The organism is Vibrio sp. 10N.261.55.A10, from assembly GCF_041470825.1.
Lineage (GTDB): Bacteria > Pseudomonadota > Gammaproteobacteria > Enterobacterales > Vibrionaceae > Vibrio > Vibrio crassostreae_C.
Genome location: NZ_JBFRNC010000027.1, coordinates 142,080 through 156,608 on the forward strand (window position 1 = coordinate 142,080; position 14,529 = coordinate 156,608).

Here is a 14,529-nt window from a genome sequence, read left to right on the forward strand (position 1 = left end):
CAACTAAGTGTTTTTGATGTATCTTTACCTCAGCGATGAACCTATCTAGCTTAACTGCCCGGTTATATCGTTAAATCTCGCTGTGAGCCTGCCCTAAACAAAGAATACTATGAATAAAAGACAGTTTATTGCCCATTATCTGCGCATGAATCGCACCTCGTACTTATTGGCGATTGTGTTCATCTTTCTCGTCAACTGGTTACAAGTAGAGATCCCTCGCTATATCCAATTGGCGATAGATTTGATTGATGATGCCTCTTCAACTGGCCACAAACAGCTTCAAACCTATGTTTGGATTGTGGTCGGGATGTCGGTTGCCATGGTGGTGGTGAGAATTCTGTCTCGTATCTATGCGCTTAATCCGGGGCGAATTACAGAGGCCGCACTTAAAAGTACACTTCTACAAAAGTTGAATCGCTTACCGAGCAGCTTTCACGAACGCTTTGCTTCGGGTCGACTGATCTCGATTGTCAACAATGACCTTAGTGGCATTCGACTGATGTTTGGTGTCGGCTTCTTGCAGTTCTTCAATGCCTTGCTTGCGTTGTCGTTGACGCCTCTTTACATGTGGCGCATATCGCCAGAACTCACACTGTATTCGATCATTCCTATCTCAATCGCTTTTGTGATTTTCCGTGTGGGCTTCAAGCGTATGAAAATACTGCATTTAGAGCACATGAAGCGCCTACAAAATCTGTCTGCTCAGCTAATGAGTTACCTGTCTGGGATTGATCTCATTAAGAGCCAGCAGATGTCACCCTGGGTGAAAGCTGAAACTGAAAAACTGAACCAGTTATTGCTTGAATGCCGCCTTAAAATTACACGCATTCAAGTCTTCTTTATGCCGGTGCTCGACTACGCCAATGACCTGATGAAAATCATCATTCTTGGGCTTGGTGGCTACATGTTAATGAGACAGGAACTCACACTTGGTGAGATTACCGCCTTTCTGACTTACTCGGTTTTGCTCGCTATGCCATTGATGCAACTTGGCAGAATCGCGACCATTTATCAGCGTGGCATGGTAGGTATTCAAAGTGCACAAACCATTCTTAATGCCAAAGTCCCGGAGCTTGATGAAGATAAGCTGACTGAACTAGATGTTGAATCACTGAAGGGAAAAACGTTTTCTGTTCGCAACCTCAGCTTCAGCTATTCAGGTGAAGAACGCGTGATTCTCGATGACATCAGCTTTGATATTCCAACAGGTAAGAAAGTGGGTGTGTTAGGCGGGATCGGAGCGGGTAAAACGACATTAGTGAACTGCTTAAACCACCACTTGGATGTACCACAAGGTTCTGTTTTCCTTGGTGAAAGAGATGTCACTAGCTTCTCACGCAGTGACTTACGCCGTTACGTGAAAACCGTGACTCAAGACCCTTACCTGTTTTCAGCAACCGTCGAAGACAATATCCGCTTTGGTAGCCTAGATACCGATTTGGCAAAGAGTCAGGTTGATGAAGTGCTAGAGCTCAGCCAGTTGGCTAGTGATGTGACACGTTTTGAACACGGCGATCAAACCTTAGTCGGTGAGAAAGGGATCATGTTGTCAGGTGGTCAGAAGCAGCGCTTAAGTATTGCGCGTGCTTTATTGCAACCCACCGACCTGATCATCATGGATAACGTTCTATCGGCTGTCGACTATGAAACAGAACGTAAGATCTTGGAAGGTTTGTTTAAACGTTTGGAAAATCAATCGGTTCTTGTGGTTTCACACCGCGTTAATGCCCTTGAATATATGGATGAAGTTATCGTGTTGAACGAAGGTAAAGTGATCGCGAAGGGCGACCACGCCACGTTATTGAAAACCTGTGATTACTATTACGATACATGGCAACTACAGCAGAATGAAACGGAGGCAGCAGCATGTTAAAAGGTGTTGATCTCAAGTACCTCAAGCACTTTTTTAAGTTTGCTAAGAAATACAAAGGCTCTGCGATTCTGGGCATCGCTATGCTTCCTCTTTCTGTCATCACGAGCTTGTTGTTCCCTTGGCTGATCATTCAAGTGATCGATGTTCACCTGAGTCACGGGGATATGGATGGTCTGCTCGAATACGTCTTCTATCTCGTTGCCGTGCTGGTGGCGAGTTATGTGGTGGATACCACCTATTCGTACAATCTGCGTAAAACTGGTCAATACACGATAACTGACATGCGCTCAGTATTGTTTGCTCGCGTGCTTAAACTGCCACGCAGCTATTTTGATAACACACCGATTGGCGTCACGCTTTCACGATTAACCAGTGACTTGGAAACCATCGGCGAGACATTTGTTCAGTCGGTTGTAGGTCTAGTTAAAGACAGCATCAATACCATTGCTCTGTTGGTGATGATGTTCTTCATTGACTGGCAGTTAACGATGATTGTGTTGATTATCATGCCGCCAGTGATGTACTTGACGGTCTATGTGAGAAACCGACTTCGTGCTTTGTATAAGGTGACTCGTTCTTCGCTCGCTCGCGGTATTGGCTTTTTACAAGAAGTCTTATTTGGTATGAAAACCGTTCAGATGTATCGAGCGGAAGAGCAAGTCGAACAACGCTACCAAGGCTATACCGATGAGTTTCTGAGAGCGCAGAAGAAAATCAATAAATACGATGCGATTTTGTTCTCGTTTATCTCCGGCATCACTTCAATCACTATCGCGATTATGATCTGGTATGGCTCTGAGCAATTGATAGAAGGAGCGCTCACCTTGGGTGTGCTGATTGCGTTCATCAATACTTTAGAGAAAGTGTTTGTTCCGATCCGAGACTTTACTTCGCAGATCGCTTCGATTCAGAGTTCATTTGCAGCGTTTGACCATATTGAAGAACTGTTTGTTGAGCCGACTGAAGAGGAAGGGCGTAACCTGCTGCCATCTAACAAGGTTGAGAAACAGCTTGAACAGTTTGTGAGCCTAGAGTTTAAGAACGTAAGCTTCCGCTACAAAGACGACTCTCCCTACGTTCTAAAGAATGTCTCGTTTGTATTGGAGAAAGGGCATCAAATCGCCCTTGTGGGTTCGACGGGTTCGGGCAAGTCGACGATTCTGCGTCTGATCTCTAAAACCTACCAAGATTATGAAGGCAGCATTTTGTTGAATGGAATAGAGCTGTCACAGATCTCAAGTGAAGACTCTGCTCATTTGTTCTCAATGATGATGCAAGACGTGCACTTATTTGAAGAGACCATTCAATTCAATATCGCGCTGGGCAAAACGCATCTATCTAGAACTGAGGTTGAACAGGCGGCGCGCTATGTTTATGCCGATAAGTTTATTGAACAATTGCCACAAGGTTATGACTTCCACTTGGAAAAGAACGGCTCCAACTTGTCTGTAGGGCAAACGCAGCTTATCTCGTTCGCTAGAGCGGTTGCACAGGGTGGTCAATTGATGATGCTTGACGAGGCGACCAGTTCGGTAGATTCAATCACCGAAGACCTGATTCAAAAAGCAATGCAGCGCCTTTTCAAGGAAAAAACCGTGATTGCGATTGCACACCGTTTGAGTACCGTTCGTCACTCAGATACGATTTTGGTGTTGGAAAAGGGTGAAATTGTTGAGCAAGGTAATCATCAACAGCTGGTGGCACACAATGGTATTTATGCTGGCTTGTTACAAGAATCGATTGTAGAAACGGGCGATTCTCAAGTAACGGTTGCCTGATCACCTCAAATCAGGTTTACCGTTATCGATACTATGAATTGGTGTTGCTTATGTTTCACCAATTTCTATTCTTTTCTAGTATTCCCAGTAGCTTAGGAAAAATAGAACATATTTTACGATTATTAATATGTTATGATCTCCCTACTACTAAAGGGGTGTCTTAGGGCATCGGGATGTATGCAAGCAAAAAGAACCGGCTTGTGTCAGTCACTTTCTGGCGAATATGGAATCGAAAATGTTGTTGGAAGAAGTTGTAGAAATTATCGAATTAACCGACTCAGACCATTTATCTCAAGCAATGGAACTGTTTAACGAGCATGGTTTTGTTGATGCTGAGTCTTTACCTTTTATGAATGTTGTTTTTGAAACAGCACCAGATCAACTTGCGAAGAAGCTGTCGCAGATTGGTTTTAAAGGTTTAGTGCAAGTCGAAAAGAATGAAGATGCATCAGGCTTCACCATTATTGATGCTGACCGTGTTCTGCTAAAAGATTCTGCTTAGTCGAAAGGCTCTGCTTAGCTGCAAGATTCTTCTTAATAACAAGAATAAGATTCAGCTTAGTGAAAAGACTCTATCCAGTTCAGTAACACCCGTTATGATTATTTGAGGTTAACACAGTGACAACAGCAACCGTTTCATCAACAGAACAACATATTTCCAACGAACATGCGCTTTTAGGTGCATCGTTATTAGCGTCTCAAAAAGTTGAGTTGGCTCTGTTCAGTGTGATCTCTAAATTAGCTAAAGCGTTGCCGAAAGAAGCACAACAGCCACTCGATTTGGACTTGTATACCTTTCTAAGAGAGAAACCAAGTGAGCAAGCTGCTACGTTGATCTTGTACGAACAAACCTTTGGTGAGCAGCTTCCGTTAAAAACAAACGAACTTAACGATTTTATCTACCACAGAAATCTTGTTACTCGTGGCTTTTGGCGAGTGACTGGCGCTGATGTGAAAGGCGGTGAGAAGCTTGCTAACCCAGAGCTTTATTTAAAAGAGTTCTTAGCCAAATGCGAATATTGGCAAGTGATGATAGATACTCACAGCAAGTAATCAAATTGAAATAAGAAAGCCATAGCGAACATGCTATGGCTTTTTTGTTGTTTGTGCAAATTGTCTTGAATTCTTTGAATCTAGAGCATCATCTTCAATACATAGTTCCTAGAGACAAAGTGATGTTTAAGTGCGGCACTGATATGCAGCACAATTAAACAGGCTAGGGCAATACAACTGGCACGATGTAAATAGAAAAAGAAGCCGTTGATTGCAGAGTCGGTAATTAGATTATTTACGCTCACTAACCAAAATAAAGAGTACGGTTCTTTTAGCATTAAGTAGCCGGTGCTGAAAACCATAAACATCACAAGATACATCAAAGAGTGTGCAAGCTTGGCAACGCATTTTTGCCCTTCAGGCACAGAGGTTGGCATGCTTGGCGACGAGCGAAAGTGGCTCCAGATATAACGAACCACAAGCAGTGGCGTCGCAACGGTCGCCAATGACATGTTGAGCACTGACAGAAAAGAAAACAGCTCTGGATGACTGGTGACATAGTGCATCACATACCCTGCGATCGTTGCATAGATGATTACAGAAGCCATTACCCAGTGCAGTACACGGCTTACTAAATCGTATCGTGGATTATTCAAATTAACCTCGTTCTGATCGTTATTAATATAAGATTCATCTCGATGCAATAAACCATTTTTCGGTATATTCGCATCGCGAATTAATCATATTGCTTCAGGTGTTTTATAATTATCAATGATGTTTTAGAGTGTTAATTCCAATATGGACATAGCAAACTTGTCGACTTCCTAGCTTGTATGCCTATTACGAGATACAGTTAGTCTAAATATAAACATATAAGGAATGTATAATGCTTCGAATCTTATTGGTTGCAGTTATCTCGGTGTTCAGCACGATGAGTTTTGCAAGCGAAGATGTTAAGTACTCGGAACAAGAGTATTTGGATAGACCGCTGATGGAACGCTATATCTTGGATGAGTTGAAGCAACTGCGAATGGAACAGCAGGATCTTGAAAGACGCTTGACCATTCAGATGACTGACCGGGAACTGACTGTGGCAGACAAGTCTCTGAATTACGCCAATGTAACCGTAACCTACTTCTTCTACATTATTGCTGGTGTGGCCTCTCTTATCGCGCTGGTGGGTTGGCAATCCATCAAAGAGCTTAAACACACAACTCAAGACATGGCTGATAAGCGACTTAATTCTATCGCTCAAGACTATGAGAAGAAGTTTAATGTTCTTGAACGGGATCTTAAGCGCAAGACCAGAATCATTTCCGACAACAACCGCGAAATTGAAATTATCAATGAGATTCATAACCTATGGTTGAGAGCACAGAACGCACAAACGGCAGAGCAAAAAATTGAAATCTACGATGAAATACTGAAGGTTCGTCCTGGAGATTTAGAAGCACTTACTGCCAAAGCTGACGCTGCTATGGATATACAGGAATACCACTGGGCAATGAGTCTTTGTAACCGTGTATTAGAAGTCGATGACCAAAATGCTCATGCCTTGTATCAACGTGCTTGCGCCTATGCTCGATTAGGGGCAGAAGGTCAAGCTATCGATGACTTAGAGCGCGCTATTGAAGCCAGTGGGTCCATGAGAGAGCTGCTAACTGAAGAGCCGGACTTTGAGATGCTGCGAGGCTTAGAACGCTTCGAAGTACTTCGTGAAGAGTAATATGAGGTAAAGATCCGTGTTAACTAAGGTGGTGGGCTTTGCATGCTCACCATACTTTCACACCTATCGCGCTATGGTTTCTTACATTTCATTTATTTTTTTGATTTAATTGTTATGTTATAACACTTTCTAAGTTCCTCGTTATAACCGCTAAGTATTTTATGAAGTTCCTCCGTATTGGTCTGATCGTTACTGCGATCAGCGCATTTTCCCTTGCTGCTTTGCTCTCTTTTCACTCCAAACCAGCACCAGAAATCTCTATCAAAATAACACCTTACCAAGGTTCTCAACCTAATGATAAGGAAGTCATCGACTCGCAAGCGACTCCCAACTCTTTGGTTAAGGTCCATTATTTTGTGAAAGTTGGCGATACCCTCAGTAACATATTCGAGTCATGGAATCTGCCTTATGAAACGGTTCATAAGATCATGGAAGCGGATCTTGAATCTTTGAAACTCGATACGATAAAACCTGGTGACCACTTAGAGCTGCTTGTCGATGGTGAGTCCAAACAGCTCGTAGAGTTGGTCTTTCACGAAAGTCTGGTTGAGCAAGCAGCCTTTACTCGAAACGATGATGGTAGCTTCACCTATAAATTCCACGAGATCCCAGGCGAATGGAAAGAAAAACTCTATGCGGGTAGTGTTCACGGTAGCTTTTCAACGTCAGCCTACAAAGCGGGGTTAACTACTAACCAGATAGCCAATATCACCCGCACACTAAAAGACAAAGTCAACTTCGCTCGTGAGCTGAGAGCCGGTGATAGCTTCAATGTATTGGTCAAAGAGCAGTACACGGATGATCACCTAACGGGTAAAACAGAAATTCAAGGTATCTCAATTCAATTAAGAAACCGAGAAGTCTCAGCTTTTCTAGCACCAGATGGTCTTTTTTATGACAGAGAGGGAAATAGTCTAGAGCAAGCCTTTGATAGATACCCAGTCGACAGAAAATTCCGAAGAATCACTTCTTCGTTCAATCCGACACGAAGACACCCAGTAACTGGGCGAATCTCACCGCACAATGGTACCGACTTTGCGACACCTGTTGGTTCACCTATCTACTCAACTGGTGATGGTCGAGTGGTGGCACTTCGTGACCACCCGTATGCTGGTAAATATTTGGTGATTGAACACAACAGCGTATATACGACGCGTTATCTTCACTTGAGCCGCTTCTTAGTTAAGAAAGGTCAGCAAATTAAGCGAGGTCAGAAAATTGCGCTATCGGGTGCTACTGGTCGTATTACTGGCCCGCACTTGCACTTTGAGGTATTGGTTCGTGGTCGCGCCGTCGATGCGATGAAGGCGAACTTACCAATGGCAAGCTCAATTATGCCTAAAGATAGAAAAGAGTTTTTGGCTCGAATTGCCTCTTTTGATGCCATGCTCTCTGAGCCCGCAGATCGCGCGAGTTAGAGATATTCATATCTAACTTGGCAACGCATACAATCACGCCCCTTAGTTAGCGATTTAGCTAAGGGGCGTTTTTTTAAAGAATCACACGATTAAGCGACTGAATCCGTTATTCGATGGATAGAGCTATTGAGCGATAGGTTTGCCACTGATTAAGCAACCACCACTGCCGTGCCACTAGCAGAGACCATCAACATGCCATTACCTGTTCCCAAGACTTCGTAATCAATATCTACGCCTACCACCGCGTTGGCACCCGCTTCAATCGCTTTCTGTTCTAACTCTTTGAACGCGTAGTTACGTGCTTTTTCCAGTTCTTTCTCGTAGGTGCCAGAACGTCCACCCACAAAGTCACGAATTCCTGAAAACATATCTTTGAAAACGTTCACCCCTAGAATGGCTTCTCCGGCAATAACCCCTTTGTAATCGACAATGCGCTTGCCTTCGACTGATTGTGTGGTGGTAATAATCATAATGGCCTCTTGTAAGCTTGCTGAGCTGTCACTCGCTTATTGATTGATAGTTTGGTCTTGCTCTTGAATGTCATCGTTCAGTGCTGTCTCTGAGCGTGTGAATTCATGTCTTAACCATGTTCTCAGTTTTAGCACACTTTCTTGTTTTAATTTGTTTTTTGGGCAAACAAAGTAAAAATCTTGGTGCGGGTTAGCAACCGGTTTACCCAGTTCGACAAGCATCCCGTGGCTGATGTCATCCTTCACAAACAAGCGATGTGTAACCAATACGCCTAGTGAACGAATCGCAGCTTGTACTGCTTGAATGGAGACATCGAATGTCAGGTTGCTATGGAATGTGGGCATTGGGATTTGGTAATTGTCGCACCACACTTGCCAGTCGTGTTGTCGCCTGAGGTTAAAAACGCCAATGGTCGGGTTTTGTTTGACGAGTTGTTCGACGCTCAATCCGGTCTGGTTTTTTAATATCGTAGGGCTACACACCAAGATTAGGTCATCGTCGCCCAGTTTCTCGCTGTAATATTGTTCCCACTCGTTGGGTTTGCCATGTACAAGCGCAACATCGACCCCTTCCTGCTCGATATCGAAAGGGCCAGTTAGCGTCGAAATGCGGATATCAAGTGAGGGAGCGAAGGCTTGGAAGTCGGGAACTCGTGGGATCCACCAGTGCATCGCTAGCGAATTGACCATGTTGAGGGTAATGCGGTGGTCGTTAGGCGTTCTGGCAAGCTCTTCGGTCGCCTCTATCACTTGCTCAAGTGCGGGAGCAACTTTGCGGTAATATCGCTTACCTGCGGCATTAAGAACAACACGACGACCGACTCGTTGAAACAGAGGCTTGTTGACCAGTTGTTCTAACGACTTTATCGCTTGGCTTACCGCAGAGTGACTGACGTACAATACCCGCGCGGCGTCGGTCATGCTGCCAGTCTCAGCAACAGCAATGAAAGCATAAACGGATTTAAGCGGAACGAGTTTTTTCATTGGTAAGTTTTCCTTACAGTTATAGTTAATATTACTCGCTATTTTTCATTACGTCACGCCTCTAAAATAGATGTCATAGGAGGTGATAATTATGTCTGATATTACCAAGGCGACGACTTTCATGTTGTTGTCGACGTTCAGTTTGTCTTTAAGTGGCTTGATGGCCAAGTATCTATCTGAAGTGATGCCCACTTCGTTACTCAGTTTTGTGCGTTTTTTGTTACCCAGTCTGTTTTTATTTCTTTTCCTGACCTTTTACAAAATCAGCAAGCCGACACGAGAAATGTGGAAACCTTTGGTGATGCGGGCGATCTTTATGGTGGCGTGTCAGTGGTGTTTCCTTACTTCACTGCAAACCTTAACGCTAGTTGAAGGGGTCGTGTTGTTCAGTACTGGTCCTCTGTTTATTCCATTGTTAGAAAAGTTAATATTTAGAACCAAGATTCATACAACGACGATCGTGTGTTTAGCTGTCACCTTTGTTGGCGTAGTTATGATGGCGGGGGATTGGTCGCAGTTTGAGTTGGGTTCGGAGTTCTTTAGACCTGCGCTTCTTCTTGGGCTTCTCGCTGGGGTATTTAATTCGGGCTCGCAAGTGAGTTTGTACCGAGCGTCTAAAACTAGCCTGACACCAGCAGAGCTTAACGCGTGGACCTTTTTAGTTGCGGCAATCATTGTGATTCCTATGGTTGTGTTTACTTCAGTGTCTGCGGTTCCTGATGTAGTTGAAAGCTCAGGTAGCTTATCGGCGTTGTGGTCTTTCGATGACTTACGTTGGATTGTTCTCGGAGCACTTGGTCTTGCAATGTTTACCATCAATACCCAAATCTTCCGTTCCAAGGCGTATAAGCTTGCAGACAGTGGCTCCCAGTTGGCACCTCTGATTTTTACTAACATGCTGTTTAGCGCGCTTTGGCAGGGCTTGTTCTTTGATGATGTGTTTTCTACACAGCAGATGATTGGCATTAACCTGATTGTCGTGGCGAGCATCACCAATACATTGCTGGCAAAAAGACACAGCAAGGCGAAAGCCAAACAAAAACCGCACACCACAGTGGCTGTAGCGACTGTAGTGGACGTTGCGGTATTGGACTCGGCAGCTAAAAGCTAACCATTGAGTTATGGCTTATCCTCTGAATGGTTAATTTAAAACTTAGAACAATGAGCGTATGTATTCTTTTACTCGGTCGATGTGTTCGTGCGGGTCAATCTCGCAGCGTTGGTTCATTTCTAGGAATCGCTCAGCGTATTTATCGTAGATTTTGTTTTCCAAAAACAGTAAATACAACTTGGGATCGATATGACCGCTGGTGGCCATGTCGGTCATGATGTTGAGTGATTCGCTTAAGAGTTTACCTTTCTTATAAGGGCGATCACTAGAGGTGAGCGCTTCAAAGACATCAGCAATTGCCATTGCTCTGGACGGCAGAGGTAACTGGTCTTCGTTTAAGCCTCTTGGGTATCCCTTACCGTCGATACGTTCGTGGTGTCCGCTGGCGATATCCGGAATGTTTTGAAGGTAAGGCGGGTAAGGCAACTTGTTGAGCATGGTGAAGGTTTGGATAATATGATCGTTGATCATGAAACGTTCTTCATCGTTTAGCGTACCACGGCGTACTTTCAAATTGTGCAGTTCACCTTGGTTGTATTTAACTTCTCCGGGCTTAAGTACAAACGCTTCTTGCCATACATCGGCAGGGTTAAAGCCATTGTCCCAAGGTATTTTATGCTCCGGTTTGTCTGCAAGCAGAGGCTCCATGACAGGCAAACCCTTTTCCTGACTTGTTGGCTCAGTTCTCTCTTTCTCAACCGACTCTTTTTGGGTATTAAATCTCTCTTTTTCAGACCAAGACAAACCCAATTGATCATCCAGTGTACGTTTCCATTGGCGTTTGGCTATTTGATCTAAGCGTTCTAGCTGCTCTTCCGTCATAGATTCGCCGCCAAGATTACACTCAGCAACGAAGGCAAACTCCTCATCCAGTTCAGACAGGCTTTGTTCGAGTATTTTGAGTTGTTCTTCTTGTAGTGCACCGTTCGCCATCGCTTTCCAGTAATCGGTTTCCGCTTGCTGTTTCAACAACTCAAAACGCATTCGCACTTCGTGGATTCGGTCGTAAATGGTTTCCAGTTTTGTTGCCTTATCTACCACATATTCAGGCGTGGTCACCTTGCCGCAGTCATGAAGCCAAGCGGCGAGCATCAACTCTTCCCACTGTTTACTGTCCAATGAGAATTGCGGGTAATAGCGGTCATCATCTATGGTTGCTTGAGTTAGCCATTTGGTGAGCTCAGGCACTCGTTGGCAATGCCCGCCCGTATAAGGTGACTTGGTATCAATCGCCGATGCAATCAGCTCAATAAAGGCATTAAGCATGTCTTTTTGTTGCTGCATTTGGTCGATGTTGTCTTTCGCTATTTCCGCAAAGCTGAGCAACTCTCTTAAAAAGGCGTGCTTGTCTGCCTGCATCTTGGTAATTGGTCTCTCATAGCCAATTGCCACAATCCCTACCAACAGTTTCTCTCGGTTTAATAGTGGAAATAGGTACAGGTCTGAATTGAAGATCGAATCTTGGTAATAGTTGAGAACATTGTCTTCTCTGTTCAAATGGATCGTCTCACCAGATTTAAGCTGACACAGCAACCAAGGCGTGTGTTTGATGAAGTCATTGATGTCGGCCTTAAAAGGAAGAATGGCAAGGTTGGCTGCCGTATCAAACACGTCTTTCTCTTTGGATTGAGTGAAAAGGACAATGGTTTCTGCTTTGGTAATTAAATAGCTTTGATGAGCAATGTTCTTGGCTAAGATCGAAAACTCCTGATTCCCGGCGGTGTCTCGAAGTAGGGTAATCAGATCATGAAGCGTGTGTTCCATTAGCTCAATCGAGTGGGCGAGGTTAGCCACTTCTTGAATCATGCTTTTGGGATAATGAGTACGCCTGAAGTCGAACCGAGCGATGTTGTCGGTGAGTTGCATCAGCGTATTGAGCGGCTGAGACAGTCGATTAGCAACAAACCATACGATAGCGAAGCAGATGAACAACATCCCAATCGCAACCGCAACTTGCTTGTCTCGCATCGAGATAAGATCAGCGAGCAGCTCATTGTGTGGCGTCGCTTCTGCCAAGTATAAGGTGACATTTTGAGTCAGTTGAACCGGCGTTAGCGTTAGTGCCCAAGTGTTTAAGTTGTACTCAACGTTTTTTAGATTGAGGTTAAACTTATCTTCATCAGAGATAAGCGGCGCAATAACGGACGCTTTCAATGCTTCCATCTGTTCACGTTTGGGCACATTAAAGAAGCTTTGGTCTTGCTCACTGCCAGAGAGATTCCCCGTCGTTTGGTTGTTCGTTTGCTCAGTTTTACTTGTGTCATCAGATTGGGAGTCAGGCTTGGGTACTGATAGCTCAAGTTGATGCTGACCGAGAAGATTAAAATGTTGATCGAACAAGGCGAGTCGGGTTTGCGGAGAATAAGCTAATTCACTGATCTGAGAAGAGAGGGAACTCAACGTAAAGTCGGCACCAACCACATGCTTGCCATCGGCAGAACGCCTAGAGAGTGTAATGCCATTGGTTTGCAGGAAATAGAATAGATAGGGCTCAGAGAGTTGTATTGAGCCATCAGGCTTTGCGTTACGAAACCAAGGACGAGTGGTGGGGTTGAACTTACTCTCTGCTTGTCGAGTACTGATCACTTGATGTGCGCCATCAAGATAGGTAATAAAGTTTTCACCGTCTAGATTGGTGCTGCTGACCATCATGGTCGCTTTAGCGGGCGCGCTGTTTTCGGCTCTCTGTTTATTGGTGCTTAATGGACGAAAGATTCTGAAGTCACCATCTTCAGAACCATAAAATAGAGCGACCAAATTGGTGTTTTGCTTGAAGATGATATCGACCGAAGCAAGCCAAGAGTCTTTTTCGACAGCGGAAGCTTGATGAGCAACAAACGGGCTCACCGCCATCACATTTAAGGTTGTGATAACAGGGGCAATGGCTTGTTTAAATACTGATTCCAGTTTGTCGCGGTGCTCATTACTGATCTCGCGCACTGTGCCTAGCAGCAGCTCTTGGGAGTGCCGATAACTAATCGAAATCAATACCGCACCGACAAGTGTTGTCAAAATTAGGAAAAGGCTAGTGATGTGGATACTCAGCGGATATCGTCTTCTTCTCATCTAACACTCCAGTTTGTAGGCTAGTTTAAGTATTGACGAACTTGGGTAGGTTGCAAAAAATTGGCGCAATTACCGAGTGTGTGCGGTTCGACTTAGATAAGACCAAGCGCTGGCTGGCTCTGGTTAGCCACGTATTCCCGTGTCGTGTAAATGAACCAGTAATAAACCTTTATGTTTGGGTGCTAATTGTCACTTTCAGCTGATAAACTGGCCGAATTGTTGCCATTAGGCATTCATTTTCTGAAGTATTCTTTTCCTGAAAGAGATTCAGAGTTACTTTCTGAAAAACGTATTTTGACCGAGCGAAGAGGGCATTGATTCATGGAACTCAAAGTAGATACTCACACCCACACATACGCAAGTGGTCATGCTTACAGCACATTGATCGAAAACGCCAAGTCGGCAAAGCAAAATGGTTTAGCCATGTTTTGTACTACTGATCATTCAGAATCAATGCCGGGCGCGCCACACTATTGGTTCTTCAGCAATCAGCGTGTGCTCCCTCGTTTTATTGAAGATGTCGCAATTATTCGAGGTGTTGAGTCAAACATCATGAACACACAGGGTGAAATCGACATTCATCCGAGTGTGGATAAGAACTTGGATTGGGTGATCGCGAGTTTTCATGAGCCAGTATTTCGCCCATCGGATGTCGCTACCCATACAGAAGCATTGTTGAATGTGATTAAGGGCGGTCGAATTGATGCGCTTGGTCACTTAGGCAATCCTAATTTTGATTTCGATTTCGAAGCCGTTATTCAATGTGCGGTTGAGAACAACGTGGCGATTGAGATCAACAACACCACACTCAAAGGCAATAGCCGAGTTGGCAGTGTTGACCGCTGCTATGAGATTGCAAGAATAGCGAAAGCGAAGGGTGCATTTATTACAACAGGCAGCGATGCGCATTTCTGTTTAGATGTCGGTGGCTTAGACTTAGTCGCAGCATTGTTAGATGAAGTGGGCGTAGATTCGAGTAAAGTGATTACCCATTCGCCAAAGCAGTTCCTAGCCTTTTTGGCCTTGCGCGGTCGTAATGAAATCCCAGAATATTCAGATCTTGTTTAAGAGAATGTCGGCGGGTTTGCATTTCGACACAATCAATTTTTG

At 44.3% G+C, this 14,529-nt stretch carries 12 protein-coding genes; 8 read left to right on the forward strand and 4 right to left on the reverse strand.

Going from position 1 to position 14,529, the window contains the following annotated elements; translation table 11 throughout:
• The first annotated feature begins 109 nt into the window (after positions 1 to 109).
• The 4 genes from AB4274_RS07980 (at position 110) to AB4274_RS07995 (ending at position 4,704) form a co-directional block, all read left to right on the forward strand.
• Positions 110 to 1,873: an ABC transporter ATP-binding protein gene (locus tag AB4274_RS07980; protein WP_136978008.1), complete on the forward strand. Its 1,764-nt coding sequence runs from the start codon at positions 110 to 112 to the stop codon at positions 1,871 to 1,873.
• Complete coding sequence (locus tag AB4274_RS07985; RefSeq protein ID WP_372111598.1) at positions 1,867 to 3,651, forward strand: ABC transporter ATP-binding protein; 1,785 nt, start codon at positions 1,867 to 1,869, stop codon at positions 3,649 to 3,651. The genes AB4274_RS07980 and AB4274_RS07985 overlap by 7 nt, the downstream gene beginning before the upstream one ends.
• Before the next feature lie 235 nt (positions 3,652 to 3,886).
• Positions 3,887 to 4,153: a hypothetical protein gene (locus AB4274_RS07990; RefSeq protein WP_017059525.1), complete on the forward strand. Its 267-nt coding sequence runs from the start codon at positions 3,887 to 3,889 to the stop codon at positions 4,151 to 4,153.
• A 116-nt stretch (positions 4,154 to 4,269) separates the two neighbouring features.
• Positions 4,270 to 4,704 (forward strand): hypothetical protein, encoded by a 435-nt coding sequence (locus AB4274_RS07995; protein WP_372111601.1) that lies wholly within the window; start codon positions 4,270 to 4,272, stop codon positions 4,702 to 4,704.
• 80 nt (positions 4,705 to 4,784) lie between these two features.
• Here AB4274_RS07995 and AB4274_RS08000 read toward each other — a convergent pair whose 3' ends face one another.
• On the reverse strand, positions 4,785 to 5,300 hold the full coding sequence (locus AB4274_RS08000) for a cytochrome b (RefSeq protein WP_082151303.1): 516 nt from the start codon (positions 5,298 to 5,300) through the stop codon (positions 4,785 to 4,787).
• 230 nt (positions 5,301 to 5,530) lie between these two features.
• Between AB4274_RS08000 and AB4274_RS08005 the strand changes: the two genes are divergently transcribed.
• Together AB4274_RS08005 and AB4274_RS08010 are read left to right on the forward strand one after the other, a co-directional pair.
• A complete protein-coding gene (locus tag AB4274_RS08005) occupies positions 5,531 to 6,370 on the forward strand; it encodes a tetratricopeptide repeat protein (protein ID WP_017067625.1) in 840 nt (279 codons plus the stop codon).
• Between the two features lie 161 nt (positions 6,371 to 6,531).
• A complete protein-coding gene (locus AB4274_RS08010) occupies positions 6,532 to 7,788 on the forward strand; it encodes a peptidoglycan DD-metalloendopeptidase family protein (protein ID WP_372111603.1) in 1,257 nt (418 codons plus the stop codon).
• 149 nt (positions 7,789 to 7,937) lie between these two features.
• Here the strand turns inward: AB4274_RS08010 and AB4274_RS08015 are convergent, their stop codons facing one another.
• Together AB4274_RS08015 and AB4274_RS08020 are read right to left on the reverse strand one after the other, a co-directional pair.
• Positions 7,938 to 8,258 carry a heavy metal-binding domain-containing protein gene (locus tag AB4274_RS08015; RefSeq protein WP_004730185.1) on the reverse strand — a complete coding sequence of 107 codons (321 nt, stop codon included), beginning with the start codon at positions 8,256 to 8,258 and terminating at the stop codon, positions 7,938 to 7,940.
• Positions 8,259 to 8,294: 36 nt separating this feature from the next.
• Positions 8,295 to 9,242 (reverse strand): LysR substrate-binding domain-containing protein, encoded by a 948-nt coding sequence (locus AB4274_RS08020; RefSeq protein WP_102428808.1) that lies wholly within the window; start codon positions 9,240 to 9,242, stop codon positions 8,295 to 8,297.
• A gap of 91 nt (positions 9,243 to 9,333) precedes the next feature.
• Here AB4274_RS08020 and AB4274_RS08025 point away from each other — a divergent pair, with 91 nt between their 5' ends.
• Positions 9,334 to 10,353 (forward strand): DMT family transporter, encoded by a 1,020-nt coding sequence (locus AB4274_RS08025; protein WP_372111606.1) that lies wholly within the window; start codon positions 9,334 to 9,336, stop codon positions 10,351 to 10,353.
• Between the two features lie 42 nt (positions 10,354 to 10,395).
• Here AB4274_RS08025 and AB4274_RS08030 read toward each other — a convergent pair whose 3' ends face one another.
• Positions 10,396 to 13,419 carry an HD domain-containing phosphohydrolase gene (locus AB4274_RS08030; protein WP_372111608.1) on the reverse strand — a complete coding sequence of 1,008 codons (3,024 nt, stop codon included), beginning with the start codon at positions 13,417 to 13,419 and terminating at the stop codon, positions 10,396 to 10,398.
• A gap of 321 nt (positions 13,420 to 13,740) precedes the next feature.
• Here AB4274_RS08030 and AB4274_RS08035 point away from each other — a divergent pair, with 321 nt between their 5' ends.
• On the forward strand, positions 13,741 to 14,487 hold the full coding sequence (locus AB4274_RS08035) for a phosphatase (protein WP_017059533.1): 747 nt from the start codon (positions 13,741 to 13,743) through the stop codon (positions 14,485 to 14,487).
• Positions 14,488 to 14,529: the final 42 nt, after the last annotated feature.

Bases quoted from the DNA above. Each gene is read 5' to 3' on its own strand.
- AB4274_RS07980 (WP_136978008.1), top strand. From the start codon at position 110: ATGAATAAAAGACAGTTTATTGCCCATTATCTGCGCATGAATCGCACC.
- AB4274_RS08035 (WP_017059533.1), top strand. From the start codon at position 13,741: ATGGAACTCAAAGTAGATACTCACACCCACACATACGCAAGTGGTCAT.
- AB4274_RS07985 (WP_372111598.1), top strand. From the start codon at position 1,867: ATGTTAAAAGGTGTTGATCTCAAGTACCTCAAGCACTTTTTTAAGTTT.
- AB4274_RS08015 (WP_004730185.1), bottom strand. From the start codon at position 8,258: ATGATTATTACCACCACACAATCAGTCGAAGGCAAGCGCATTGTCGAT.
- AB4274_RS08005 (WP_017067625.1), top strand. From the start codon at position 5,531: ATGCTTCGAATCTTATTGGTTGCAGTTATCTCGGTGTTCAGCACGATG.
- AB4274_RS08020 (WP_102428808.1), bottom strand. From the start codon at position 9,242: ATGAAAAAACTCGTTCCGCTTAAATCCGTTTATGCTTTCATTGCTGTT.
- AB4274_RS08010 (WP_372111603.1), top strand. From the start codon at position 6,532: ATGAAGTTCCTCCGTATTGGTCTGATCGTTACTGCGATCAGCGCATTT.
- AB4274_RS08030 (WP_372111608.1), bottom strand. From the start codon at position 13,419: ATGAGAAGAAGACGATATCCGCTGAGTATCCACATCACTAGCCTTTTC.
- AB4274_RS08025 (WP_372111606.1), top strand. From the start codon at position 9,334: ATGTCTGATATTACCAAGGCGACGACTTTCATGTTGTTGTCGACGTTC.
- AB4274_RS07990 (WP_017059525.1), top strand. From the start codon at position 3,887: ATGTTGTTGGAAGAAGTTGTAGAAATTATCGAATTAACCGACTCAGAC.